The 26,257-nt window shown below is 60.4% G+C and carries 20 protein-coding genes; 9 read left to right on the top strand and 11 right to left on the bottom strand.

What is annotated here, in order from left to right:
* Window positions 1–90: 90 nt before the first annotated feature.
* Window positions 91–5,154, top strand: a complete 5,064-nt coding sequence (locus AAF358_23410; protein ID MEM7708523.1) for a hypothetical protein — start codon at window positions 91–93, stop codon at window positions 5,152–5,154.
* On the opposite strand, the gene AAF358_23405 is transcribed toward AAF358_23410, so the two are convergent.
* The gene (locus AAF358_23405) at window positions 5,151–5,573 is read right to left on the bottom strand and encodes a PGPGW domain-containing protein (protein MEM7708522.1); all 423 of its coding nucleotides are present in this window, start codon (window positions 5,571–5,573) and stop codon (window positions 5,151–5,153) included. The genes AAF358_23410 and AAF358_23405 overlap by 4 nt on opposite strands.
* A 160-nt stretch (window positions 5,574–5,733) precedes the next feature.
* Here AAF358_23405 and AAF358_23400 point away from each other — a divergent pair, with 160 nt between their 5' ends.
* The 3 genes from AAF358_23400 to AAF358_23390 all read left to right on the top strand — a co-directional run bounded on the left by AAF358_23400 (window position 5,734) and on the right by AAF358_23390 (window position 8,198).
* Window positions 5,734–7,341: an alpha/beta fold hydrolase gene (locus AAF358_23400; protein ID MEM7708521.1), complete on the top strand. Its 1,608-nt coding sequence runs from the start codon at window positions 5,734–5,736 to the stop codon at window positions 7,339–7,341.
* Between the two features lie 65 nt (window positions 7,342–7,406).
* The gene (locus AAF358_23395) at window positions 7,407–7,553 is read left to right on the top strand and encodes a hypothetical protein (GenBank protein MEM7708520.1); all 147 of its coding nucleotides are present in this window, start codon (window positions 7,407–7,409) and stop codon (window positions 7,551–7,553) included.
* Between the two features lie 87 nt (window positions 7,554–7,640).
* On the top strand, window positions 7,641–8,198 hold the full coding sequence (locus AAF358_23390) for an ECF-type sigma factor (GenBank protein ID MEM7708519.1): 558 nt from the start codon (window positions 7,641–7,643) through the stop codon (window positions 8,196–8,198).
* Between the two features lie 37 nt (window positions 8,199–8,235).
* Here AAF358_23390 and AAF358_23385 read toward each other — a convergent pair whose 3' ends face one another.
* A complete protein-coding gene (locus AAF358_23385; protein ID MEM7708518.1) occupies window positions 8,236–10,827 on the bottom strand; it encodes a hypothetical protein in 2,592 nt (863 codons plus the stop codon).
* A gap of 181 nt (window positions 10,828–11,008) precedes the next feature.
* A complete protein-coding gene (locus tag AAF358_23380; protein MEM7708517.1) occupies window positions 11,009–13,630 on the bottom strand; it encodes a tetratricopeptide repeat protein in 2,622 nt (873 codons plus the stop codon).
* 247 nt (window positions 13,631–13,877) lie between these two features.
* Here AAF358_23380 and AAF358_23375 point away from each other — a divergent pair, with 247 nt between their 5' ends.
* Complete coding sequence (locus AAF358_23375) at window positions 13,878–16,724, top strand: hypothetical protein (protein ID MEM7708516.1); 2,847 nt, start codon at window positions 13,878–13,880, stop codon at window positions 16,722–16,724.
* Window positions 16,725–16,786: 62 nt separating this feature from the next.
* Here the strand turns inward: AAF358_23375 and AAF358_23370 are convergent, their stop codons facing one another.
* Window positions 16,787–17,614 carry a hypothetical protein gene (locus tag AAF358_23370; protein MEM7708515.1) on the bottom strand — a complete coding sequence of 276 codons (828 nt, stop codon included), beginning with the start codon at window positions 17,612–17,614 and terminating at the stop codon, window positions 16,787–16,789.
* Window positions 17,611–18,045 (bottom strand): ABA4-like family protein, encoded by a 435-nt coding sequence (locus AAF358_23365; protein MEM7708514.1) that lies wholly within the window; start codon window positions 18,043–18,045, stop codon window positions 17,611–17,613. Before AAF358_23365 ends, AAF358_23370 begins: the two co-directional genes overlap by 4 nt.
* Window positions 18,046–18,125: 80 nt before the next feature.
* On the opposite strand from AAF358_23365, the gene AAF358_23360 reads away from it, so the two are divergent.
* Window positions 18,126–19,259 (top strand): 5-methyltetrahydropteroyltriglutamate--homocysteine S-methyltransferase, encoded by a 1,134-nt coding sequence (locus tag AAF358_23360; protein MEM7708513.1) that lies wholly within the window; start codon window positions 18,126–18,128, stop codon window positions 19,257–19,259.
* A 1-nt stretch (window position 19,260) separates the two neighbouring features.
* Here the strand turns inward: AAF358_23360 and AAF358_23355 are convergent, their stop codons facing one another.
* The 3 genes from AAF358_23355 to dctP are packed head-to-tail and all read right to left on the bottom strand — an operon-like array spanning window position 19,261 to window position 22,096.
* Window positions 19,261–20,580: a TRAP transporter large permease gene (locus AAF358_23355; protein MEM7708512.1), complete on the bottom strand. Its 1,320-nt coding sequence runs from the start codon at window positions 20,578–20,580 to the stop codon at window positions 19,261–19,263.
* The gene (locus tag AAF358_23350) at window positions 20,577–21,107 is read right to left on the bottom strand and encodes a TRAP transporter small permease subunit (protein ID MEM7708511.1); all 531 of its coding nucleotides are present in this window, start codon (window positions 21,105–21,107) and stop codon (window positions 20,577–20,579) included. The genes AAF358_23355 and AAF358_23350 overlap by 4 nt, the downstream gene beginning before the upstream one ends.
* On the bottom strand, window positions 21,104–22,096 hold the full coding sequence (gene dctP / locus AAF358_23345) for a TRAP transporter substrate-binding protein DctP (protein ID MEM7708510.1): 993 nt from the start codon (window positions 22,094–22,096) through the stop codon (window positions 21,104–21,106). The genes AAF358_23350 and dctP overlap by 4 nt, the downstream gene beginning before the upstream one ends.
* A 340-nt stretch (window positions 22,097–22,436) precedes the next feature.
* Here dctP and AAF358_23340 point away from each other — a divergent pair, with 340 nt between their 5' ends.
* Complete coding sequence (locus AAF358_23340) at window positions 22,437–22,829, top strand: hypothetical protein (protein ID MEM7708509.1); 393 nt, start codon at window positions 22,437–22,439, stop codon at window positions 22,827–22,829.
* 78 nt (window positions 22,830–22,907) lie between these two features.
* On the opposite strand, the gene AAF358_23335 is transcribed toward AAF358_23340, so the two are convergent.
* Window positions 22,908–23,069: a hypothetical protein gene (locus AAF358_23335; GenBank protein ID MEM7708508.1), complete on the bottom strand. Its 162-nt coding sequence runs from the start codon at window positions 23,067–23,069 to the stop codon at window positions 22,908–22,910.
* A gap of 74 nt (window positions 23,070–23,143) precedes the next feature.
* Between AAF358_23335 and soxR the strand changes: the two genes are divergently transcribed.
* Entirely contained in the window at window positions 23,144–23,590 is a 447-nt protein-coding gene (gene soxR / locus AAF358_23330) for a redox-sensitive transcriptional activator SoxR (protein MEM7708507.1), read from the top strand.
* Between the two features lie 64 nt (window positions 23,591–23,654).
* Here soxR and AAF358_23325 read toward each other — a convergent pair whose 3' ends face one another.
* A complete protein-coding gene (locus AAF358_23325) occupies window positions 23,655–24,329 on the bottom strand; it encodes a glutathione S-transferase (protein MEM7708506.1) in 675 nt (224 codons plus the stop codon).
* 75 nt (window positions 24,330–24,404) lie between these two features.
* Window positions 24,405–25,190 (bottom strand): PhzF family phenazine biosynthesis protein, encoded by a 786-nt coding sequence (locus AAF358_23320; GenBank protein ID MEM7708505.1) that lies wholly within the window; start codon window positions 25,188–25,190, stop codon window positions 24,405–24,407.
* A 112-nt stretch (window positions 25,191–25,302) separates the two neighbouring features.
* Here AAF358_23320 and AAF358_23315 point away from each other — a divergent pair, with 112 nt between their 5' ends.
* Entirely contained in the window at window positions 25,303–26,181 is an 879-nt protein-coding gene (locus tag AAF358_23315) for a tetratricopeptide repeat protein (GenBank protein MEM7708504.1), read from the top strand.
* The last annotated feature ends 76 nt before the right edge of the window (window positions 26,182–26,257 follow it).

Here is a 26,257-nt window from a genome sequence, read left to right as displayed (position 1 = left end):
CTGCTTGAAACCACCCGACCAGTAACGGGGATTTGTGCGGTTTTCCTCATTTTGGCATTCAGAGGGTATTGCGATTGAAAAGTGATCCTCATGCGAAAGCTGACTCTCCTTGCTTTGCTGTGCGTTGCTGCCCCACAGGCGATAGCACAATTTCAGTTCGAGCTGCTCCCCAACCGAGTGGCGGTTGGCGGCGACCTCAGCGGCTCCGTGCGCGGCGACGGCGCGCAGGTGGAACGCGTTGTGCGCCTGGCGGGCGTCAGCGATTCGCTGCAACTGATCACCAGCTTCTCCACCGATCCGGCAGGGCGAGGCGCATTTGTCGGCCCCCTGCCTGACTCGATAGCGCCGGGATCCTATACAGTTGAGCTGTATGACGATGCCGAAAACGAGCTGCTGACCACCGCTGCACTGGAGGTGATCGAGCCGCCTGTGATCGACTTTGCCCAGCGGTCGGGTTTTGGTGGCACCGAAATTTCGGTCACCTTCTCCAACCTGGTACCGGGCCTCATCGAGTTCTACTTGGACGACATCCCGCTCATCGGCTCGCGGGCCGTCAGCGAAGCGGAGTACACCACCACGGTGGTGATTCCCAAGGGTCGCGAGGAAACCCTTGTTGCGACGCTGATCAATCGAGTCGGGACACGCGTAGTCGGCGTCGGCTCCGATTCTTTGCTGCGGCGCGAGCAAACGCTCGCAGCGCCTTCGGTTCGTTCATTAACGTGGCCATCGAGCTTCAGTCGAAACGACATCATCGATGTCGAAGGCACGCTGAGCGTGCCGGAGGGAACGCGGGTCACGGACTACAGCTGGTCGGTGGTGTGGATCGCCGATGAAGGTGGTCAGTACCCGGTCAACACACAGCCGCTGACATTCGACCTGGGAGGCCAGGAGGCGCCGCTGGGTGGCGAGCCGGTGGGCTTCCGTGTCGACGTCGCCCTGCCGTCAATCCAGAACGGCTTTCCTCCGGCGGACCGCAGCGACAAAGACCAGCTGGGCTTTGTGTACACCAATCCGAAGACCGGCCAGTCCGGCCGTATTGTGCACCCCTCCGCCGCCGTCGGGCTCCAGGACGAGTTTGGTATCACCATCACCGGCAAGCTGGTGGCTTTCGAGAGCGAAAACGATCCGGACCTTAGCGACAACGAGCCCATCGTGGGCGCCATCTGGAACGTCGCGGCAAAAACCGCTCTCATCGAGCCCGGCACGCAGTTTGTTAATCCCCTTGCGGGCAAAGGTGAGCAAGAAGCCACGTCGGTCAACGTGTTAGCAACCGAACTCCACGGTAACAATCAGCTGGTCAATCCGAATATTCAGCTGCTGACGCCTACCGGCTGCCCCAAGACGCTCAACAACGGAGTGACCAACAGCCAGGGCGAGTTCTCCTTTGCCTTCTCCCCGCAGCAGACCGACTACCTGAATTTCACCAATACCAAAATCCGCGCAACGGCCGGCGGTGAGGTGGAATATATTCCACCCAAGATCCCGTTTGATAATGAGTTTCTGATTCGTCTGAACGGCCTGCTGCTGGGATTCGGCATACCCATTGGAACGGAGGAGGGATCCAACCTGTATGGCGGGCTACGCTACGACTTTCGGCGCGAGTTTGACGGCACCTATTTTTTTCGCAGCAACCTCGACTCCGATTTTGAGGTGCCCTTCGACCCAACCCAGACACTGATTTCGGTCATGCCGACGGTCGAGCTTGGCGCGGAGCAGGAGCTGCAGTCGACACCGTTTATCGAGGGTCTGGCCAAGCCGGACGACGCTGCCGTCGTTCGGTTTTCCAAGGTTATCGCTTTTCCCCAGCTGCGGGGCACCGATTTGGACGACCGCACCGCCACTCTGGTGCTACCTTGGTCGACTGCACTCTTCGGGGAACTGGAAGAAGACGTGTTGGTCAAGCTCGGCAACCAAGTAGTGGGTGTCATGACGCCCGACTCTGGCGTTGAGTGTGCCTTGGAGGACGCCTACCGAATAGCGGTCAGCGGCTTGGCCACCTGGAACCTCAACGGCGCACAGTCAGCGATTGTTCCCGGACGAATCGAGACCGCCACAAACACCGGCGCGCTGTACTACAAAGACTTTGAAGTGGTCATCGAACAGGGGCCAACCTGGTGGGATGACCCGAACCGCTTCGAGAACGTCAACGTGTTCTGGAACCTGGATCGCATCGTCATCAGCGCTGACGAGAAGGCGGACAAGGTCAATGACGCCACAGCCCCGAACGTGCCTAAAGATGTCGGAACCGTTGAAAACGACAATATGGAGATGGCGAGCATGCGTCAGGTGATCAATGGAGGCGTGGTTGAGACCATCCAACGTACCGGTTTCTCCGACCAGGTTGTCGCCAATCAGCCGACCGGCCCGGGAAAACTGGTCGAGACATTTCTTACGGGCTCCGCGGCAAGTTTCGCGAGCCGCGACCTGACACCTGCAGAGCATCAGGCCTTTCGCAAAACGCTCGTCGACGACGACTGCAACCCGGGTGAGGGGGTCGTGCAGTGCCTGAAACGACGTTTCAACCAGGGCATCGGCTTTGAAACAACCGGCAGCTCCGGGCCGCGGACGATTCTCGACACAGGAAAGATTCCGCTTTTCCGCTACGCCTGGGGCGTACCGCCCATCGCGGCGCTCACCATCGGTGCTGACGTCTGGTTCCGCGCAACGTTGACCTACTTCGCCTTCCTGGATCAGGCGGATCTGATCATCGACGTCGACGGGCTCGTCGAACCCGAGGTGAACGGCGGGCTCGACCTGTTCGTTGATCTCAGCGCGCTTGGCGGGATCGTCAGTGCCAGCGCCACCGCTTCGCCGGCGCTGGGCATCAGCATGCCGATTGTTGTTACCAACACACTCCTAAACGAGTTGGCGACACGGCCCTGCTTTAACTTTGTAATGGACATCGTGCTGGAGGTTGCACTCGGGCCATGCCCCCTCTGCGCTGAGCTGCGGTTCAGTGAGCGGATGATCGACTACGCCGAACCAAACATGTGTGTGGTGTCCGGACTCAACAAAAGCCGCAAGAACATTCAGCGACCTATTGCCGGCAAGCTTGCCATCGCCACTGACGGGTTTGGCACCACGGCCAGCGTGTACGCGACCGACACCGGCATCAAGTCTTTTGGGCTGGCGGCGGGAACGCCCGGCGACCTGCAGGATCTGGATTCCGGCCCCGGCGCGATGCGGCCGGCGGCGGCGTTCTTCGACGTCGGTAAAGGCATCGCGGTCTGGGCACAGTCCTCGCTCGATCAGGCGGCGTTCGACGCGCTGCCCGATCAGGTGTCCGACGACCCGTGCCACGACGATCCGTCCAGTAGCTACGCCGATACGCTCACCGGCGCGCTCAGCTGCGACGAGCCTGGACCGAATCGGCTCCCGGGCACCGAGTTTCAGCATATGGTTTACGCGGTGCTGGAAAACGGCACATGGGGGCCAACGCTGGATTTGACGCTCCCAAGTACCGGTGAGGGAGGTGTTGAGCTCGCGGCGTGCATGGGGGGAGACCCGGGCTGTGCGCCGGGTGGGGAGATCCTGGCCGTCTGGGAAATCGATACGGCGGGTGACATCAACGAACAGAGCATCAAGCTGCGTTACGCCCGTTTTGATGGTGCAACGCAGTCCTGGTCGCCGGTCACCACGGTGGATCCCGGCAGTACGGCCAAAGACGTGCAGGCCGAGCCGCTGTATATCGCCGGCGACCTGCTGCAGGGGATCTCGGCACAGCCCGTGATTACCTGGATTCGCAATCCGCTGGCCACTCGCCAGAACCTCAACCTTCAGTCGCGGGAGCTTTGGTACGAGTTCATCGAAGAAACGGCCGGGCCGCAGAAAGCGACAACTCTGCCTGCGGGTGTCAGCTCACCTTCCGCTGATGACTTCTCAGACGGGACTTTCGCCGTGGCTTTCACCCAATCCAGCGACACAACCTTTTTTGGCAACCGACGCTCGCTGTGGCTTGCCCGGGCCCGCAACTGCTCGGCCGGAACGTGCACCTGGTTCGGTCAGGCGCTGCTCGACGACGGTCTGCAGATTTATGTCGAAAACCCGACCATCCAGATCGACAGCTTTGACCGGGTTTCAATCGTTGGCCGCCAGGTCGGCATTGAGGGCAACCCGGCAAGCAATCAGTCAATCGGCGTGGTGACCGGCACCGGCGATCTTTTCCAGTACCGAACCACACTCGCTGACCTGAGCGTGGGCGAGAATTCGCAGCTCAGCAACGACGGCGCGGTCAACTGGCAGCCTGAGGCCACGTTTGACCCGATCAGCAACAACCTGATTGTGGTGAACGCCAAAGGCCTGTCGGTGGAACAGCTTTCTCAGGCCCGCCTCGGCAAGTCCATCGCCAGCGACGTGGTCACCGGTCCAGTACCGGGCGTCATGAGCAAAGGGCTCGACAGCACGGTAGGCGTCTTCATCAACGTCCAGCAGCGCGGTCCCGATGGTGCATTGACCGGAGCGGTGCCGGCATCGCGAATCCTCAGTGCCGGTGAGACGGTCGACGTTGAGGTGACCTTCGATAACCTCGGTGAGGCCTTCAATAGCGAAGTGACGCTGGCGGCTTACTGGGATGGGCCACTCGGCGTCGGCTCATCCGCCGGCGAGCGGCTAATCCGACCCGACTACGGCCCCGCGGTGCAGGTCTTGAGCGTGCCGATCCCTCGCACCTTTCAGCGAGACGAGGTGCATACGCTCTACGTAACGCTAAACCCCGAGATGAGCCCTGCGGAGACGACGCTGGACAACAACACGCTCACCGTCGAATTTGGCGCCATGCCCGTGCCGTTCGACCCGCGTCCTTCCACCGACCAGGTGGGCACGATAGCCTTCCTCGACTGGAGCATCGAGGAAGATGACCGTGTCGTCGGCTACCGCATCTATCGGCGCGAGGAGGGTTCCACCACCATCTACAGCGTGGGCTTCAGCCCGGTCAACGGCTTTGCCGACGCGAACGTACGGCCGAATACGGTTTACCAGTACCGGATCGCCAGCCTGTCAGAGAACATGATGGAATCGGCACCCTCGGATTGGGTCACTCTGGGCGTTAGCGCCGTCCAAACTGACCGGGTGTTTCGGGACAGCTTCGAAGGAACGGCAGGAACCCAGAGCGCCGGACGGGCGAAGCGTGCGCTATCCCAAGTTTCCGTTCACTAGGGTAGCGGCTCATTGGGTAGCTGCAACGGCGGCTGGTTGCGGTAGCGCCGCAGCGCATTGATCGAACGATGCACGGGGCCCAGCCCTACCAGCCACTGCTCAAAGCGGTATTTACCGGGAAAGCTCATGGCCAGCAGGCCTGCAATGATCGTGAGAATGCCCTGCCCAGGCAGTACCAGCATCACGATGCCGGCAGCGATCAGGATCAGCCCCAGCACGTTGGCCAGGAGCCTGAACAGCAACCGCAGCACGGGCTGGTTGCGAAACGCCACGGCAGGAGGCCGTTCCTCACCGGCAAAATAGTCGGCGGGAATCCGCGCGACAAACCAGGGGACGGCGATCAGCGAAGCCACAAACATGACCAGCGAGGCGCCGGCCAGAATCCACAGCACCTGGGGGGTCAGCAGCTGCTCAAGCATCCGCGCAATTTAGCATGCTAGGACCGAGCCCAGCCTGTTTATCGCCAGTTGGGACACCTCTGAAGAAAGGCAAAATAATTGGCCAACATCGTGGAAATTTCTCCTTTTTTCGGGAAAATGTAATCAGCACATGGTCCGACAGGGATGACGCCTCGACCCAATGTCTCAGCTGGTGGTTAAGACGCTCGGCGAACTGACAATTCACCGCGACGGTGAGGCGGTGCCGCTGCCCGCCTCAAAGCGCACCCGCGCGCTGCTGGGCTATCTGCTTCTCACCGGTCGGTCGCATCGTCGGGAAAGTTTGTGCGAACTCCTGTGGTGGAAACCTGATGATCCCCGCGGCGCGCTTCGCTGGTCGCTCAGCAAGATTCGGCCTCTGGTCAAAGCCGGCGACGAGGATCGGCTCATCACCGACCGGGAACGGGCCGGCATCGACAGTACCCAGATCGAAATCGACCGCCGAAAGCTCGCCGCAGAGATCGACGCTGAAGATACCGCGCTGGCCAGACTGGAACAGATCTCCGAGAAGCTGTCCGAGACGCTGCTGGACGGGTGCGATCTGTCCGACCAGCCGACCTTTGCCCACTGGCTGACGGCGCAACGCCAGGAGATCGAGCGCTTGCGCGAACGGGTTATGGCTCGGCTCGCCACCCATCCAGGCCTGGCGCCGGGCCGACTGCTGCCGCTGGCTCGGGCGTGGTGTGAAGCGGAGCCGTTCAGCCGCCGAGCCGCCAGCAATCTGATCACGCGGCTAGAACAGTTTGGCCTCGCCGATGAAGCTCGTGAGCAGAGCGACGTTTACGCTCAGCGCTTCAGTCAGGCCGGCGTAGACTGGAGCGCGCCTACCGGCGTGTCCAGTCAGTCGAGCTCAGAGTCTGCACCGGAACCCTCCAGCGCGGGGCCATTCCTGGATCGACAAAAGATCCAGTTCTGTATGGCTGAGGACAACGTCCGGATCGCCTACGCGACGGTCGGGCAGGGGCTCCCGTTAGTGAAGGCGGCGAACTGGCTGAGCCACCTCGAGCTGGACTGGGACGCCCCGATCTGGAGTCCCCTGTTTCGCCAGCTCGCCATGGACTATCGATTGATTCGTTATGACGAACGAGGCAACGGGCTATCGGACTGGGACGTGGACGATCTGACCTTCGATGCGTTTGTCACCGACCTTGAGTCTGTCGTGGACGCATCGGGTCTGGAGCGCTTCGCACTACTGGGCATTTCTCAGGGTGCAGCGGTCTCTATCGCGTACGCGGTCAAGCATCCGCACCGGGTCTCGAAGCTCATCTTATTCGGGGGCTATCCTGCAGGTTGGCGTATCGACGCCAACGAAGAGACCATCCGTGAGCGGGAGGCGATCATGACGTTAACCGCCTCCGGCTGGGGTCAGGACAACCCGGCCTACCGGCAGATCTTTTCATCGACCTTTATGCCTACGGCGACACCGGAAGAGTTGGAGTGGTTCAACGAGTTTCAGCGGGCCACCGCGTCGCCGGAAAATGCGGTGCGCTTTTTGTCCGCCTTCGGGGACATCGACGTCCGACACCTCCTGAGCAAGCTTCGGGTGCCAACGCTGGTAATTCATTCGCTACGCGATCAGCGCATCCCCGTGCAGACCGGCATCGATCTCGCCACCGCCATTCCCAACGCAGAGTTTCTGGGACTTGAGAGTGACAACCACCTGCTGCTGGGTCGTGAGCCTTCCTCACAGGCGTTTGTCTCGGCGATCCGGGATTTTCTCGGCTCCGCGTCGAGCACCAACAACAGCTGATTCTCGCCGACCGGCGAGGGATTGTCCGTTCCTAGACGTCTATTAACTGGACGGCAGAGTAATGGATGATGATGACGTTGCTGCTTCAAATGGCCCTGGCGCTGGGCCTGCTAGGAATTCTGACCGGAGCGTTGGCGGTGGTGCTGACTGTCGCCGGTGCCGTTGACCGCTGGCGCCATCAGCGAAGCGGTAAGCCCCTCGCCCGACAATAACCCTAGCGGCCGGCCGGCACTCGACTCCCGGCCCGGGTTTCTGCATGCTTAGGCAACCAACCTGGCAGGCACTGCCGCCGCATTGAAATGTCGGAACCACAGGACGAGTACGACCAGATCACCCACCTGATCAACCGGGGCCAGTCCGGCAATCAGGACAGCGCGCAGGCGCTCTACAAGCTCGTCTATTCGCACCTGAAGAACATCGCCCGGCGGCAGAGCCGCAGTGGAAATATGGATACCACCGAGGTGGTCAATATCCTCTATCTGCGTCTCAGCAAGAACAAAAACTTTGAGTTCAAAAATCGGGAACACTTCTTTCGAACCGCCGCCATGGCGGCTCGCCAGATTGTCATTGATGAGGCACGCCGCAAGCTCGCCCGACCGGAAACGTCCCAGGATTTTGCGGAGGTCAGTGGCGACAGCCAGCCGCTGCATCTCGTGCTGCAGATCGACAAAGCGATTCAGCGGCTAGAGCAGAGTGACGAGGATCTGGCCCGGGTCTTTGAGCTCAAATACTTTGCCGGCATGTCGGACAACGAGGTGGCGTCAGCGCTCTCGATGACCCATCGCACGGTGCAGCGAAAGTGGCAGCAGGCTCGCAGTCAGCTGCAAAAAGATTTGCCGGCGCCTGATCGCGTTTAGACTTCTGTTGCGTTGGTAAGGCGCGCCTGCGAGGGACCTACGGCGCGGCAGCCGATTCAAAACCATTGCCAAAAATCCGGTTGGGCGTGATGTCGATCGGCACCGGCTGCGCTACGTCGGGCCGGGGCAAATCGTCCACGCCTGGCGCATCAGGGTTGGTCAACGCCACGTAGTCCGCGATGAACTGACCCCAGGCGGGCGGTTCGTACAGCGGAGGACCGCTCGGCGCCAGACCCTTGTTGCCCGGGCCGCTGTTCCAAACGGTGCCGGCGGCAAAGCTGTAGTTGGCGCCGTCGTAGAATCGCTTCGCATCGCTAGGGAAGAAAATCGATACGCCTAGCGCAAACGACACGTCGGTGCCGACAGACGTTTCATCCTCAGATTGAAACGCACCGACCACATATTCGGTACCTGCCCTGAACTCAGCTTCGGTAATGTCGCTACTGAGCAGCGGGTCGGTGGCGGGGTCGATGTCGAGCAATTGCTCCGCAAACCCGCGTAGCAATCCAACAAAAACAAACAGATCAATCAGATCGTCTTCTTTCGTATGCTGCGAGTCACCGGACGTATCAAAGCGCTGAACAATGTCCAGCGTCGCCTCCAGCGCCGGGCGATAGAGCGGCAAATTGGTGTTCAGCGCCAGCGCCGTCAGGTTGGCGAGGTCCAGCGCCGGCTGCAGCTTGTTGAGGTTGACCAGTGACGTTGTTACCGGAATCAGTGTTTCTCCTCCGAGAACAATGGACCGCTCAGCGGAAATGGCCTGGGTAAGCGCCAGCAGCGTATCCTCCAGCCGCTCGGTCGCGCCGACGCCCGTCAACCGCTCACCGATACGGCGATAGATGGCCGGGAAGCGCCAGATGTATTCCTGGCTGGCAATCAGATAGCGCGCGCCGGGCGCTGCAGAAAAACCCACCTCCAGCATGGCCTGAAAGGGCGTTTTCAGATAAAGCGCATCCACCGGGCCGTCGCTGCCGATGTCCGCCATGGCCGCCTGAAACTGGCTCATTGACATAAACGGCGGCTCAAACTCGGAGGTGTCGTCCACGAGCAGACCGCCGACCCCACCGGCGCCCTCCAGCACCAGCAATTCGGACGCCGCCGGCGCCCGGTTGCGGGCCCAGCGCACAAATTCGGTGAGCGTGCCGGCCTGCGCCAGATCCGCCTCCCCCAGCGGAAAGCGGTTCACGCCGTCTTCGTAGTTGGCGAGCAGCTCATCGCTGTCGTCGGGCTGGATCAGGTAGTAGAAGCTGTCGTTTGGCTCCGGGCCGTCCACCAGCGCTACCACCTTCACAGCCGGGTTCATGGCGGCAGCCTCCAGATCGTTGAGCAGCACCTGCACCCGCGCAGCCTGGCGGGCGGCGTCGAACTGCAGCGTGTCGTCCAGCGCCAGCACCACCATCATCAGCCAGGGCTGCTGGGGCCGCATCAGGTAATCACCGGTGCTGGTATCGAGCAGCATCTGGCCCCGATTGTTGAGCTTGCGGATACGGCGAACAAACTCAAACGGCAGAGGATCGGGCAAACGCAGACGCAGGTCGTAAATCTCTTCTGGATCAACCTGGCCGTTCTGGTTGTCGTCCTGGAACAGGTTGATCACCTTGCGGTCCTGGTTTTCGTCTGGCGTGACGAATACCAACTGCCTCCGATCGTTAAACGCGTAAGCGCTGGGCGCAAACTCCTGACCACGCTCCACCAGCGCCGGCGTCAGGTCATAGATGGTGCCGTCTTCGAGCCATACGTTGAGTCCCCGGCGGTCCATATCGTCGGTCAGGACCAGGTCTCCGAGGTTGTTCAAGTCGTAGATCACCCCGCCGAAGGGCACGATGGTGCCGCTTGGCTGAATGAGATCAGTCTGCGCGGCGATCTGTCCGAGGTTGTTGATCCGAAGGGCGCCAAAGATATTTCGTAGCTCCGGCTGTCGCTGGAGCGCGCCGTCCCACAGAAACGGCTCGGAGCCAAAAGGTGAAAGCCGAAGGGTCTGACCAACAAAAGTACCGAGGTCATTCAGGTCAGAGATTTGCGTGTTCTGGACCATGTCCCCATTGCCACCGCCCTGCGTGTCGGCAACGTCGTCAATCAACGTCACGGAACCACGATTCCAGAAAAAGGCCTTCACGAAGCGATCAGTTCGCATCGCGCAGGTTCGACCGGGCAAGGGCGTGCAGGAGAGCACCACTCGAGACTCTTCCCAATCGACCAGAACCACCTGACCCAAATTATTCAGTAGCCCTCCCAAGCCGCTGTTGCTGCACCCCGAAAGAAACATATCCGGCGGAAAGTCGTTCTGGGGGGTGCTGAAGGTTCGCCGCCAGCGGCACACCGGCTCCAGCTCATCGTTGTCGATCACGCCGTCGCGATTCGCATCCCGCCAGATGCTGCGCTGCACGTCGAAGGGTTCGTCGAAAGCCACGTTGATCGCATCGGTCAGCAGCACCTCCCCGGCATCGTTCATTGCCAGACCCTGGTAGTCAGGGCCCAGAGGAACCAGTTCATAGACCTCCGGAACCGGGGGCGGTGGTTCCGGGGGTGTACCGGCCATCGCCAGCGCGGGGCCTGCCAGAAGAGCGAACACCCTTAGGGTGTCGCCAACTGACCGCCAACGGGGAAAATCGACTGCGCTGGTATTCACGCCCTGCACTCCTTTGCCTGATCGATCGAAATCGTGAGCTTGATCGTGCGGAATTCAGCTATGAAGGTCTTGAAGGAAATCCAACGGAAATCTAATCAATTTAAATCTCTTCTAAAACAGCGACTTACAAACGGGCAGGGTGAAGGCGTTCTGGTTTAAAGCGGTATAGCTTGGTCGCCTTCTACTCGACCTGTGCTCTTAGCCGCGCAAGCTCGTCCTCTTTGCCCTGGGCCGCCAGCGCCTCAGCCAGCGCTGACACGGTTTGCTGCCGCGGACCGGCTTGCGATGGCAGGTGAGATCGTAGCGCCAGCGCCTTCTCCAGATGGCGCTGGGCCTCCGCGTAGTCTCCCGCTTCGATCGCGAGCATTCCCAGCGCCGTAAGCGGAAACGCCGTTTCCGGATGATCCTGTCCCAGCGTCGCGATCAGGCGATCCAGCGCTTCGCCAAGATGGGCGGTTGCAGAATCTAGGCGGCCTCGACGCAGGTCCAGCAAACCCATCCCGTAGTAGGGCCACGCCATCCCGCTGCTGGTGTCGTCCAAGCGCTTTTGTTTGATGTTGAGAGACCGTTCGAAATAGGCCTCAGCCTGCTGAAATTCGCCTAGCTCGACGGCCACCTCTCCCAGATTGCCAAGCATATTGGCCGCCCACAGCGAGTCCTCGCCGCTTGCCTCGACAATCGCGTCCAGCGCCTGCTCATAGGACTGCTGCGCTTCGCGATAGCGTCCCGCCGACTGAAGCGCAAAACCCGTGTTGTGCCAGTTATTGCCGACGCTGCGAGCACCGAGGCCGAGCTCGCTGACGATTCCTTGCTGCTCGCTGAGCTTTTCGATCGCTTCGTCGTAGCGCCCTACCTCAACGTAGTTTAGCGCCAGGTTTCCCAATGCCGTCGACGTGTGCTTATTGCGCGCCCCGTAGACCCGCCGATTGGCGTCATAGACCGATTCGCTCAACGCCAGCGCCTTGCCGTAGTTGCCAAGCCCCCAGTTCGCCAGGCTCAGATTCCCCAGAGAGCGGACAAATTCAGGATGGTTAGAACCGTATTCCTCGACCACCCGATCGTGGGCCAGCTGGAATTGTTCGAGAGCACCCTGAGGGTTACCCATCTTTCGAGAGACATTGCCGAGCATCTGATGAATCCGAATTTTGACGTTCCCCTGCGCCTCCATCGCCTCTTCGCTGTCAAGGCTGCCCAACGCCGCCAGCGATTCCTCTTCGGCCTGCTCCAGCCGACCTAGAAAAAAGCTAGCATTGGCGAGCGAGTAGTGCAGTAGATAAGCCTTGACCCTCGGATGATTTTCGGGCGCCACGGTGAAAAGGTCCCAAGCCTGCTGCGCGAGCGTCAGCGCCTCAGCGTGACGCTCAAGACCGCTCAGGGCGGTCGCCTGCTGGTCCAGCGCGAACACCAGCAAATCGCCGTAGCGCTCGTCGCTGCGAATCACCGCCAGCGTGTCTACGGCAAGATCGAGGGCCGAACCATACTCCGCGAGCCGCAGGTAACGTCCGACCAGTTCGAGACGAAGTTCAGCAAAGCTCCGAGGATCCGACTGCCGCAGCGGCTCCAGCTTCTGTACACCCTGATCGAGAAGCTGCTTGGCGGTGACCGGTTCGCCAAGGCGGTTTTCCGGCGCCGAGATTTCAAACAGGCTGGAGATAAAGTCGAGCGTGCGGCTGGCCTTGAGTGCCGCCGTCTCCGCCGCGGCCCGGCTCGCGTTGAGCTGCTGGATATACGCAGCGAGCGCCGTCGGCAAGGCGACCGATAGAAGCAACGCCAACGCTGACGCCAGGCGGTTTCGCCTCATCAATTTACCCAGGCGATACCAGCGATCGTGCTGACGGGTCGAAATTGGCCGATGATCGAGATAGCTGAGCAGATCGTCGGCCAGGAGGTCTGCGCTGCGGTAACGGCTCTCAGGATTCTTCGCGGTCGCCGTTCGAGCGATGTCGTTGAGGTCGCCAAAGTCAGAGACCCGATCCCGCTTGAGCCACCTCACGTGTTCGTCGACTGACGGGAGCGGCAGCGTGGTGATCTGGGTTGCCCAGGTGTCTGGCTCCGACTCCGGCTGAACGCGGTGGGGTGTTGTTCCGGACAGCAAGCTGTAAATCATCAGCCCAAGCTGGTAAACGTCGGACTCGGTGGTCACGGGTTCACCCAGTGCCTGCTCCGGACTCGCCACCGCCAGGGTCATAGCAACCGAACGCGGCTCATCGGACTCGGGATGCTCGCGGTCGCCCAGCATTTCGGCGATACCAAAATCGAGCAGCCGGACTTCGCCATCGGTGTCGATCAGCACGTTATTCGATTTGATGTCGCCGTGGATCACCCCGCGCCGATGGCAGTGCGCGATGATGCGGCAAAGGCGGATGAGCTGCTCAAGTCGATCGCGAGTCGAAAGCTCGCGCTGCTCACAATACTCCTGCAGCGGCATACCCTCGATGTATTCCATCACCAGGTAAGGATGGCCGTTCTCGCTGACTCCACTGTCCAGCATTCGGCTCACGCCGAGAGCGTTCAGGCTTGCCAGAATCCTTTGCTCATGCCTGAACCTGGCAAGCAGCTCGTCGCGAGGGACGCTGCCAGATCGGATGATCTTGAGCGCCACCTCCTGTTCGAAGCCGTCGTGCCGACGTACGGCCCGATAGACCGACCCCATGCCCCCGTGCCCAACGCGCTCGCCTACCTCATATGGACCGATCGGCGTACCTGGCTCGAGGTGACGGCCGCTCGTCTGCGCGTCGTCGTCCGCAAAACGGGTCAGCACTTCCAGACCGCCGCCGGTTTCAAGCAATAGGACGCCAGACATCGGGGGTGTTTTAGCTCCGACTCATGAGCGCTTATGCGCTTCCAGCTCGATCGTAGCACAGAGGCTGGCTCTCTTTGCTCAGCCGCAACAGCTCTCCAAGCAACTGATTTATTTGAAAAACTCTTCGTGCCAATCCGTTAACCACCGCTGAATCAAAAAAATTTGGCGAACATTGGATTTCCCCTCGTTTCTAGCCAATGACGGGCAGAAAACCCTGCCAACGACTTTAAAAACGATGGAGAACACGATGAAATTTCTGATTCCCTTAACTCTAGCGATGTCAGCAAGTTCGCTACAGGCGCAAACGCTGCTGCGGGTGGGTGACGAGCCTTCCTGCGACTTCAACTCAATCAACGACGCGCACCAGGCCGTGCCGGTCAACGCGGCCGACGGCGAATTTCATATCCTGGTGAACCAGGACCTCCTGGTCACCGAGCCCGTTCTGCTCAATCGCTCGGTGGAAGTCACCGGGGGTTATACGAGCTGCGGCGGCTCGCCGACAAGCACCACGGAAATCGACGGCGATCAGCTTTCCCAGGGCTTGAGCGGTATATCCACCGGCGTCGGCAATAACAACGTGGTCATTCGACTAAACAACTTTGTCCTGCGCAATCTCCGGGCGGCAACCGGTTCGGGCATCCTTATGGTGAACGGCAATACGGCAGTTACGTCCCGTCTGGTACTCGATAACGTATCGCTGCTGGACAACGGGTTCGATGACACAGTCAGCCGGGGCGGCGCGATTGCGATGAACGGCGCCGGCGGCAAGGAGCTGGTGCTGAAGTCGATTCAGATCTCCGGCAATCGCGCGTCGCGCGGCGGGGGTATCGCCTGCGATACCGGAACTATTGAATTTCAGTCAGGCCAAATCTCCGGCAACGACGCCATCTATTTCAGCGGCAATCCGGCGGTAGAAAATCCGGAGAGTGGACTTGGCGGCGGCATGTACCTGGAAAACTGCAGCCTCACGACACGCAACGATCCGGATCAAAGCGATGAGCGACGAGTCATCCGCGACAACCGCGCGCTTCGCATGCTGTCGGATTTCCCGTCCGCGAAAGAGTTTGATGCGCTGTCGTTGCTCGGTGGCGGCGGCCTCTACCTCGTCGATTCAACGATGACGACCGGACGCAGCCAGCCACTTTTTGTAGAAGACAATGCCGCCCTAGTCCAGATCAGCGACCACAAAGATCCGGGGGCTGGCAAGAACAGCCACGTAGGCGGCGGGATCTTTCTGAATCGTTCTCAAGCCACCATTGCAGGCATGAAGATGACGGGCAATCGGGCCGTCCGCGGCGCTGGGATCTACGCCAGGGATGACAGCCACCTAACGCTAAACGGCGCCATCAGCAGCAGTATGGCCTGCGGGCAGGATCCAGCTGAGCAGGAAGCCTGTATCTTGATCGCCGAAAATCAATCCATCGGTGACTACGACGTCGAATTCGAGGTTGTGGCCTTTCAATTTTGCACGCATGAACCAGGCCACGGTGGCGGGATCTATTCGATCGATTCCACGCTGCGTATCGACAAGGTCCTCTTTCGAGACAACGAAGCCAGCTATGACCAGGACACCTGCCCATTAGGATTCGACGTCCACGATTATGACCCTCGCGGGGCCGCTATCTCGGCCAGCGACAGTGACGTTCTGATCACCAACAGCGTCTTCTATCGCCACTTTGGTTACGGCGCCAACAGCGTTTTCCACGCCTCTATGTCAAAAGCTGATCATCAGTTTGCGCTCATCAACAGCACCGCGGCCGAATTCACGAGCACCGGAAACAAAGGTGACGATTTCGGCTTCTTCAGCGGCTTTATTCGACGAAACTCTACTGATTACCGATTTCGGATCGATGGATCACTGATGCTGGACAGCAACTTTACGTTGCCCCTGATTTCGAACGATTTTCAAGACTATATGGCATCGTCCCCGACCGAAAATTCACTGGTGCGATGCAGCGTCTTGGACGATCCCGATGATCTGGTTAGTCTCAGCCTTGTCACGGACGTGGAGGACCTGATCGACCGCGGCCAGACTCTGATCGACCCGGACAACGGAGACTTCGGGCTTGCGACCAGTGGGGAGGCCGCCGGCATCGACGCCTGCGGCTACGAGCTGCTGACCAGCGACACTACCATCGATGGAACCTTCCGACAGCGACCTCAGGATGCTCCGGGCATCGATAACGGCGGGCCGGTCGATGTGGGTGCCGTCGAAGCGCCGGGTGACAGCATCGCCTTCTTCGATGTGGTCCCCGAACTGACGCTGCTGGCGCCGAACACCGACGGCGACCCGCTCGTGGAGTCGGTCGACAGCGGTACGACGGTCGAAATGGAAATCACGCTCAGAAATGATGGACTGTCGCCGGCGCCCATCGGCACCGGCTACCGCTACATCATGCGAGGCGTAGACCCGAACTCTGTGGAGATCGATACAAGCATCTACTTCGGCTGCTCTCAGACGCCGTATGCCGATTACGCGGTCGAGATCAGCTGCAACGTGCTGTTTGGTGTAATCCTGCCGCAAGATCGATTGCTGCCGATGCAAGTCAGGGCGGAGGCTGACGGCGCAGCCGATACAACCTTTCCTTACCTCCAGTCGGTGAGCGTCACCTTTCAGGGAGACACCGTCGATGCGGTGACCAATAACAATCTGGTAGCCGGCACACTGCTGGTCACCGGCAACAATCCGGTGGCGGATATCGCGGTGGAACTGACGGACAACGTAGACCCTGTGCAGCCAGATGGCCTGGTCACCTACACGGTGACCGTGACTAACAACGGTCCGAGTAACGCCAGCGACGTCATGCTGGGGACGAGCCTCCCCCTCGACAGCACGTTTATCAGCGAAGCCAGCGTCGGTTTTGACTGCAGCGCTGCCGGCACCCGGGTGGATTGCCAGCTTGGAATTCTCGCCAATGGCGACAGCCGGTCGGTCGACATCAACGTGCAGGCGCCCGACACCGATACGCAAATGACGATGATCGCCACAGCCTCTGCTGCGGAGATAGATCCGCAGTCGATCAACAACACGGCAGCTGAGACCACGGAGGTCGTCTCACCCGTGGACACGCTATTCAGCAGCGGGTTTGAGTAACGCTAATGCCCGGTGCCGACGCTCGGCCCCGGGCATTCTTGTTCACGCTCAAGAAAGGTTTGCTAGATCGGCCACAACGCCTTGCCCGCAAGCGCCTGAGCAAAGAGCGCAAACGCCAGCACCAGTTGCAGGAGCGTGGCCACAATCACGATCGGCACCGCGGCCAGACCCCGACGGTCCGCCAGATAACCAATCAGCGGTACCGTCTGCATCAGGTGCAGCGCGACGAAGTGAGCGGGCCGGAGGTCACCAACCTCGCGTGACCACCCGATCCACGGGATGACCGCACCGCCGGACGGGTGAGCGTCAGCGGGATGGGTGCCGATGGATGACTGGACGCCCGCCACGACGCCGGTAACGACAAAGCCCGTGATCAATCCCAGGATCGAGCCCCAGCGATAGCCCGGCATATCCGTCTGCCCGCGACGCCAGAGCAGAATTGCCAGCACCACGGCAGCGGCGATCAGCGTGACGGCACCAACGCCCATGACGGCATACATACTCGCCTCGATGCCCGTTTCGAAATTGAAATGTGAGCGGCGGCCGCGGGCCGCCTGGAGCGTGATGTAGATAATTTCGAGCAGCATCGCCGCCACCGCCAGATAGCTGGTGGTTAGCAGTATCGGCCCGCGCCGGACCGCCCGGGGTAGCTGTTGAGCAAGCAGCGCCAGCGTAAAGAAATGCACCGCCATCGACAGGTTGAACTTCTGCGGCTTGGAAAAGATTGGCGCTCCTTCGAACAGACGTGGATCGGTAAGCCAGGGCGGGAGCAGCACCACAAACATCGCCAGAGCAAAAAGCGCCGCGGAGGCGAGCAGGTGGGTGACCCGATCCGGGTTTTGGGCGCCGGCCAGCGGCAGCCTGAGCGTTAGTAAACGGTCTGTACTCACGACGGCGCAACCTCCGACTGGCGCCAGCGGTAGCCAGAGCGCAGCGCAAGAAAAATACCAAGGCCAACCGGCCCAAAGAGAAAGGTCGCGACCAGCAAAGGCGCCTGCAGCAGGCGTGAGATGCGCAGCGCATCCGCCTCCTGCGCAATCCAGCTGCCGATAAACAAATCAAACGCGAGGTAATGCACCCAGCCGGCCAGCAGCACCTCGTCGCGCTCAAACAGCGCACGTACGGAGGTTAGCGAATCAAATCCACCGTCGCCGGTAAATCCATAGCCAAACCAAAGCGCCGCGTAGAGCAGACACAACCCAAAAGGAATGGCGTAGCGCGGCAGCCAAAACACATAGCGATGTCGCGGCAGCAATAGCAGAATCACCCAGCCGAGCATCGCGGCCTGGCCGGCGTGTTGAAACAGTTGCGCGGTATCCATAGCGTCAGTCACCCCGGAGAGTCGGGGAAACGCTACCATAGTGTGTGCCGTGATCCATCGGTTTCTTGAGGGAGAACAACATGAATTCCAAGGCTCCTTACCGCGCTGACCACGTTGGCAGCCTCCTCCGACCGGGGTCTGTTCACAAGGCCCGAAAGGCCTACCAGGCTGAAGCGCTGGGGCCTGACGGTTTTGCGACCTGCGACGAGCTCAAGGCGGTCGAAGACGACGCGATCCGCGACATGGTCACCATGCAGGAAAGTGTTGGTCTTCAGGCGGTGACCGACGGCGAGATGCGTCGGTCGTTCTGGCACTACGATTTTATGGCGGCGCTTGAGGGCCTGGAGCTGGTCGAGCGCAACGAGGGGTTACCGTTTCACGGTATGAATCTGCGGCCGATCTTCCCAACGATCACGGGCAGGCTCGACTTCCCGGACGACCATCCGATGCTGGATCATTTTCGCTTCCTGCAGTCGGTCAGTCAGGTCCAGCCCAAGATCTCTATCCCCGGACCGAGCGCCTGCCATTTCCGCACCGCCGCCGATGACATCAAGGTTGAAGCCTACAAAGATCCGGAAGTGTTGTTCCACGACGTTGGCCAGACTTACCGAAAGGCGGTTCACGCCTTTTACGAAGCAGGCTGCCGCTACCTGCAGCTGGACGACATCTTTTTTGCTTACCTTTGCGACCCGAAACATCGCGAGGAAAAACGCGCGCAGGGCATGGATCCGGACTGGCTAATCACCCAGTACGCCAAGATGATGCACGACGCGATCGAGGACCGGCCTGACGACATGGTCATCGCCATGCACCTTTGCCGCGGAAATTTCCGATCAACCTGGGCGGCAGAGGGAGCCTACGACCCCGCTGCGGACGCAGTGTTCAACCAGACCGATGTCGACATCTATTTCATGGAATACGATAGCGACCGCGCTGGAGGGCTGGAGCCACTTCGCCTTTTGCCGAAAGGCCATAAGCGCGTCATGCCGGGATTCATTACGACCAAGACGCCGCAGTTGGAGCCGGTGGAGGCACTTAAAAGAAAGTTCGATGAGGCGTCCAAATACGTTGATCTTGATCAGCTCGGCATCGCGCCTCAATGCGGATTCGCCTCCACCGAGGAGGGCAACGAGCTGACGTTCGACGATCAGCGCCGCAAGCTCGAGCTCGTGGTCCAGACCGCGGACGCGATTTGGGGCGGCGTAGATGCTTGATCTACTTGGCTTTGATCCAGCCCAGCTCCATCGGAAGCCATAGGGTCAACGCCGGCAGCAGCACCAGCACCACTAAACGCAGCAGGTCGGCGACGACAAAAGGCACGACGCCCCGGTAGATGGCGCCCAGCGGGATGTCGTTCGCCATACCCCGCAGGACAAAGACATTGATGCCAAACGGTGGGGTGATCATTCCAAGCTCCATCACCACCACGTTGATGATGCCCCACCAGATCGGGTCGTAACCCATGTCAAGGATCAGCGGGTACACCACCGGGAGCGTCAGCACCATCGCCGCAATGGTGTCGAACACGCTGCCGAGCACCAGGTACATCAACAACAGCATAGTAATGACCGCCAGGGGCGGCAGACCGAGCCCGCTGATCCAATCGACGATTGCGGTCGGCAAACCAGACAACGTCGCAAAGTAGCTGTATACCGAAGCGCCGATGATGATGACAAAGATCATCCCGGTACTCGAAGCCGAATCGCGCAGACAGGCGATAAATTTTCGGCCGTCCAGGCGCCTTCGAAACACGCCGAGCAGCAGCGCCGCGGTGGTTCCAACCGCCGCCGCCTCAGCCACGGTGAAGACGCCGCCATAGATGCCGCCCGACACCGCCGCAATGAGGGTGACAATGCCCCAGCTGTCGACCAGTGCCCGGCGCCGATCGGCCCACGTGCGGCGTGGCCCTGGCGCGGCCAGCGCTGGGCGTAATCGTACGGTCAGAAAAACGCTCAGCACGTAGAACACCACGGCGAGCACTCCCGGAACAATGGCGGCAATGAATAACGCCATCACGGAGTTCTCGGTCAGAACGCCGTAGAGGATGAGGATCAGCGACGGCGGAATCATCATGCCGAGCGTTCCACCCGAAGCGATCGACCCGGCCGCCAGTGACCGCGCGTAGCCGCGGTCAAGCATCTCCGGCAGGGCAATTTTGGCCATGGTGGCCGTGGTGGCAACCGATGAACCGCAAACCGCGCCGAAACCGGCGCTGGCGCCCACGGTGGCGAATACCAGTCCGCCCCGAAGATGGCCGAGGAAATGATCGGCGACCCGGTAGAGCTCAGCCGACAATCCGCTGACGTGCGCCAGGTTTCCCATGAGGATGAACAGGGCGACGATGGCTAGACCTTCTGACGCCATGGAGGCCGACGGTTCGATCGCCAGCAGGCTCAGAGCGGGCTCAAAGCCGATCAGCGTGCCGGTGCCCAACACGCCGACGAGGATCAGGGCAACGCCGATGGGAACGTGCAGGGCGATCAGCAGGAAAAGGCCGGCCAACCCGCCCAGACCGATCCACATATCCCCGGTCAAAGCGATTCTCCCGCTGACCGCGGCGCGTCCTCGCCGCGCCACGCCCCGCCAAGCGTCCGCAGCAGCACCCAGCCCTGGACGGGAACGCTTAAGGCGAAGATAGCGCTCGCCGCAAACCACCAGGGCGCCACGGGCATTTCAATCGTGGGGGTTGTTCGTCCGGCGGCCGCCAGCTCGCGGCTCATTTCAATCAGCTGCCATGCAACCAGCGCAAAAACCACCAGCGTGACGGCGGCAGCAAAACCGTCCAACCAACGCCGCCATCCCGGCCCGCCGAGGCTGCCGGCGAGCTTGACGGTAATGTGGGACCCTTTCATCAGGCTGGCCGGAAAACATGAAGCGATTACCACGGGGAACCAGAGCGCCGCGTAGTCGCTGAAGCCCGACACGCGCGGCCAGTTGAAGTAGCGCGCGGTACCGTCGTAGAACGTCAGCGCGGCAAACAGCACCAGACCGGCAAACCCGGCGAGCGCCAGTGCACCCGTCAGCCGGTCAAACCAGCGGTCGATCGTAGAGGTCAGGGTCAATTTTCGATCACACCATCGCTCAGCAAATCGTCTCGCAGGCGTGTCGCCGCATCGAAGATCTCCGAACCCGTCGGCGTGCGCATCGCCCAGGCGCGATGAATATCCTTTGAGCGCCGGCGAAACTCAGCTTCGATACCTTCATCGGGCGCCACAATTGCCACGCGATTTTCCCGCCGCAGATCACTTTGAATCCGCTCACCAAACGCTTGGAAGGCGAGCGCGCTGGCGCGGGCCAGCGCCGGACCGCCGTGCTTGCGCATTGCCTTACGCACCGGCTCCGGCAACCGTTCCCAGCTCTGCTGGTTGATCAGCAGCAGAAAGGCGGTGGTGCCGAGCGGCACCGACCAAGCCTGATCAACCAGCGGAAAGCTGTCGAAGGTTCGCATACCGGACCAGCCCTGGATGCCGCCGTCGAGCATGCCCCGACTCAGCGACTGATTCATGTCGATCGGGTTCATGGTTTGCGCTGCGGCACCGAATGCTTCGAGCCAGCTGTTGTGGATCGCGCCAAGAGAACGAACCTTCAGACCCCTGAGGTCCTCGACGCGCGTGACGGGTGTTCTCATAAAGAGCCCCGCCGGCTGCGTGGTGAATATTCCGAGCAGGTGGACCCGGTCAAAGCCGCTGAGCTTTTCCTGCTCATACAGGGACCACCCCACCAGCCCGGCAACTTCCGCCGACTCGAAGAAATAGGGCAACTCAAAGATACCCAGCTCGGGAAACTGACCCGAAGTGTAGGCCGGGACAACGTAACCGATGTCCAGCACCCCGCTCTGCACCAGCTCCATCTGCTTGTCGGCGTGGCGGCCCAGCGAGCCGCCCCAATACTCCCTGATGGTGACCTGATCTCCAACCTCAGCCCGCACGGCTTCCAGCCAGGGAAGAACAATTTTTGAGATTGCGGTGGTGCGGGCCTGGAGGTGGGAACCGATTCGAATGATCGTATCGCCGCGGCAGGATGGCACCGCAGACAATAGCGTAACTGCCAAAAAGATCAGTCGTCGGAATGACGAGCGCCGAGTTTCATGACTAGCTTCAGAGCGGGCGCGAAACATTAGCGCAGGATAGCAAGGCGCATCGAGAAAGGGGCGGCCCGAATGATATGGGTTTTCCTCATCGATTCCGGCTGCGACCCCGGATCGGATTCAGCATGTATTCCTGCCGGCACCGCGTCCGGAACAAGCGAAGATCGCTGTTTTCGGTCAAAAAGACCGAGGTTTCTAAGGCCTTGGGTCCGAAATCACTACTCCCGCCGCTTTTCCTTCTGGCGACCACACATGCGAGCTACACTCAAACCGCTGGCCATTAACAAGAACAGGGAGAACAACGATGAACAATCTTCGAACGAACATGGCAGCGTTAGTCGGTATTGGGGCACTGGCGATCAGCGGTATGGCGACCGCGGACACTTACGTCGAGTCGTACACCTGCAAAACCGAGAAAGGGAAAACGGTGAAAGACGTCCAGGCGGCAAACGCCAAGTGGCTGTCCTGGGTCACCGACAAATCGGGCGTCGAGGTAAGCAGCTCGATCGGCACAGCGGTAGTGGGCAACAGCCAGATTTTTCTGTTTGTCGACTCCTACCCGAGCCTGACCGCCTGGGCCAAAGTCCAGGAAACCCTCGACGCGGAAGGCGGCGAAGAAATGCAGATGCTGTTTGACGGCATTTCCGAGTGCAGTGAGAACGTGCTTTGGAAAATGGAGCCGACCGAAAAGGCGTAGCGCAGCCGTACTGCAAGGTGAAACGAAAACCCCGGGGCAGCGCTCCGGGGTTTTTTGGTTTTACAGCTGCTCAACCGCCTACTTGTTTCTCATCACGCCGGCAGCAAGCTGGTGAAGTCGCCGCCGAAAGTCCGGATCGGAAAACCCTCGCTTCAGCGCTCGAAGCAATCGCTGCTTTTTCTCGAGCATGCGTTGTAGGACGGGGCCCGTCGGTGGCCCGAAGCTCGCCTTTGTTGTCATCGTAGATTCCGCTAACGGCTTTGCCAGCCAGTGCGTCAGCATGCTAAAACCTCAAGTTAAGTTGAGGTCAAGACATGAAATCACAAACCTATAGCGTCGGAGCCGTGGCGCGTCGCACGGGCGTGGCCATCTCGGCACTGCATTTTTATGAAGCCAAAGGGCTGATTCACGGCAGCCGCAATGCGGGCAACCATCGGCGCTACGGCAGCGACGTGATCCGTCGTGTGTCGGTGATCAAAACGGCGCAAAAGCTAGGCATATCACTCGAGGAAATCGCCGCGGTATTCGCGCCGCTGCCGCGTTACCGGGCTCCGGGCAAGAAATCGTGGTCGCGGATGTCCGAACGATGGCGCAATAAGCTGAACGACCGCATTACGCGGCTGGAAAAGCTCAGAGACAGTCTGACCGGCTGCATCGGCTGCGGCTGTCTGTCGCTGGAAAGCTGCCCGATCTACAACCCCGAGGACGAATTGGCCACACAGGGTCCGGGGCCCGTTCGTCTGCAGGACGAAGCCCGCTAGGCGAACCACATCCGGGTAGTCGCTGTGATCGATTTAACTCACCTAACAGATGCGGATCACAGCCTCAGATGGCCGCGTAAAGGTAGTCGCCGCCCCGCTCCAGCGCGCGCCGGTACGCTGGTAGTGTCCCGATTCGCGTGAGAAACGCCTTCATTTTCGGACGATCGTCCAGCAGCCCGCCCCGTGCGGCCGCCGCCTCGATGGGAAAGCTCATAAGAATGTCGACCGCCGTCATCCCCTCGCCGGTAAACCACGTGGACTGCGACAACGACACCTCGATGAAATCGAGATTGCGGTCCAGGTTCGGTCCGAGATAGCTCTTGTTCACCTCCCGGACAATACCCTTCGCGATTGGCTTGACGAAGAACGGCATAGGAGCGGTTTCGATTTTGTTGAAGATCAGTGACATCACCATCAGCGGCATGATGGTGCCCTCTGCGTAGTGCAGCCAATAGGTGTAGGCTCGCTTTGCGGCAGCGTCGTCTCCCGGGCGAAGCCGCCCGTCAGCGTATTGATCCATGATGTATTCAAAGATGGCACCCGTTTCGGCCACCGTGACGTCATCGTCGGTGATCACCGGCGACTTACCCAGCGGGTGGACGTCGAACAACGCCTGGGGAGCCAGGCTAGTCTTTTTGTCTCGCTCGTAGCGCTGAATCTCGTAGTCCACGCCGAGCTCTTCGAGCAGCCAAAGGATTCGCTGAGAGCGTGAGTTTTCCAGATGATGAACAGTGATCATTGATGGACTCCTTGAGGGCGGGTAGCTGGGTGTTAGACGGGCTTGGACAAAACAGCAGACCAGAAAAGAGGTCCGCTAGAGATCGATCAGCCAGTCGGTTCGCATCACGGTGACGGCCTGGCCGGTCAGCACAACACGGTCTCCGCGCAGCTCACAGGTCAGCTCGCCGCCCCTGGCCGACAGCTGCCTGGCGGTCATGTGGTTTTTGCCCAGTTGATCGGCCCAGTAAGGCGCCAGCTCGCAGTGGGCTGATCCCGTAACCGGGTCCTCCGGCACGCCGAGCGCCGGGGCAAAAAACCGGCTGACAAAATCGACGCCGTTCCCCGCCGCGGTGACGATGGCACCTCGCCGGTCTATCTCGCTCAGCAGCGCGTGATTGGGTTTCACCGACCTGACCGCCGCCTCACTCTCGACCACCACGATGTAGTCGTCCGCCGCCAGGGCCGCAACCGGCTTCACGCCTAGGCCTTCGATCAGCACCTCTGACGCTTCACAGGGTTCAGGCGGCTGGGCGGGAAAGTCCATGACGAGCGCACCATCGCGCCGTTCGACCGTCAGCCGGCCGCTGCGAGTGTTGAAGTTGATGCTTGGCTCACGGTAACCCAGCTCTTCGAACAGAACATGTGCTGTGGCCAGCGTCGCGTGGCCGCAAAGATCCACCTCGCTACGGGGTGTAAACCAGCGCAGGTGGAAACTTTCGCCGTCAGGCACAAAAAAGGCCGTTTCTGACAGGTTGTTTTCTTCGGCGATCGCCTGGAGCAGACTGTCATCCAGCCAGCTCTTGAGCGGACAAACCGCCGCTGGGTTCCCCTCAAACGGCCGGGAAGCAAATGCGTCAACCTGGTATTGCGTCATCGTCATCACGGAAAGGGTAATCGGCCAAAACGAAATACGCGAGGGCTACGTCCTTGTTCGCACTTGACTATGGTGCGGTGACCCTTAGGCTGGATAAAAGCCAGGAGGACACCGAACGATGCAATGGAAGTCGGCTATTGCTGGATTGGTTTTTTGGTTCGCTCACGCAAGCAGCGCTGCTGAACTGACGGTTGCAGATCTATGGCAGCGGGGTGACCTGAACGCTAGCGAGGCGCGGATGCAGGCTGCCCTCGCCGCCGTTAGCGGCGATGAGGCGATGATCATTCGCACTCAACTCGCCCGCGTCCATATTTTCCGACGTCAGTTCGATCAGGCCCGCCAAGAGCTGGAGGCCATAGAGAAGGTGCTCCCGACAGCGGGTCCAGAAGCTCGGACCTATTATTGGTTGGAGCTGGGTCGCTCATACGCATCTCATCAGCACTCCGACGGGGCACAAACGCCTGAGACTCGCGCACTCGCGCTGGAGGCCTTTCGACAAGCGATGACTCTCGCAAAACAGGCCGGATTGGATGGGTTAGCCGTCGATGCTCTGCATATGATGCCGTTTGCGGAGACGGAACTAGAGGCACAAATCCGTTGGAATCAGCAGGCGATCCTGCTCGCGACACGCTCCACGCAGCCGGCTGCCCAGCGCTGGGAACCGTCGCTTCGCAGCAACCTCGGCGAGACGCTGTTTGAGGCAGGCCGCTACGATGATGCGCTGGCCGAGTTTCAGCGCGCACTGGCGCTTCGGATACTCGACCAAGCGCCGGAAAACCAGATCCGCGACGCAAGCTGGCACGTTGCTCGAACCCTGCGCGTGTTGGGTCAGGTTGAAAGAGCCCTCGAGATACAGCAACGGTTGGCGGACGAGGCGTTGTCCGGCAACGCGCAACGGCACTACATATTCGACGAACTGTCAGCTCTTTACGCGGCGCAGGGTGACACTGATCGGGCGCAGCATTTTGCCGAACACAGCCGCCAGCTAGGACAGTAATCGAGCCTACGATGGAACAAGTCCGATTTGGTGGAGTGACCTAAACGCCGCGGAAATTGCGAGACTATTTTCCGCA

The organism is Pseudomonadota bacterium (genome assembly GCA_039033415.1).
Classification (GTDB): Bacteria; Pseudomonadota; Gammaproteobacteria; order Xanthomonadales; family SZUA-38; genus JANQOZ01.
Note: the sequence above shows the minus strand (reverse complement) of the source record. Positions and strands in the feature narration are given on the sequence as shown.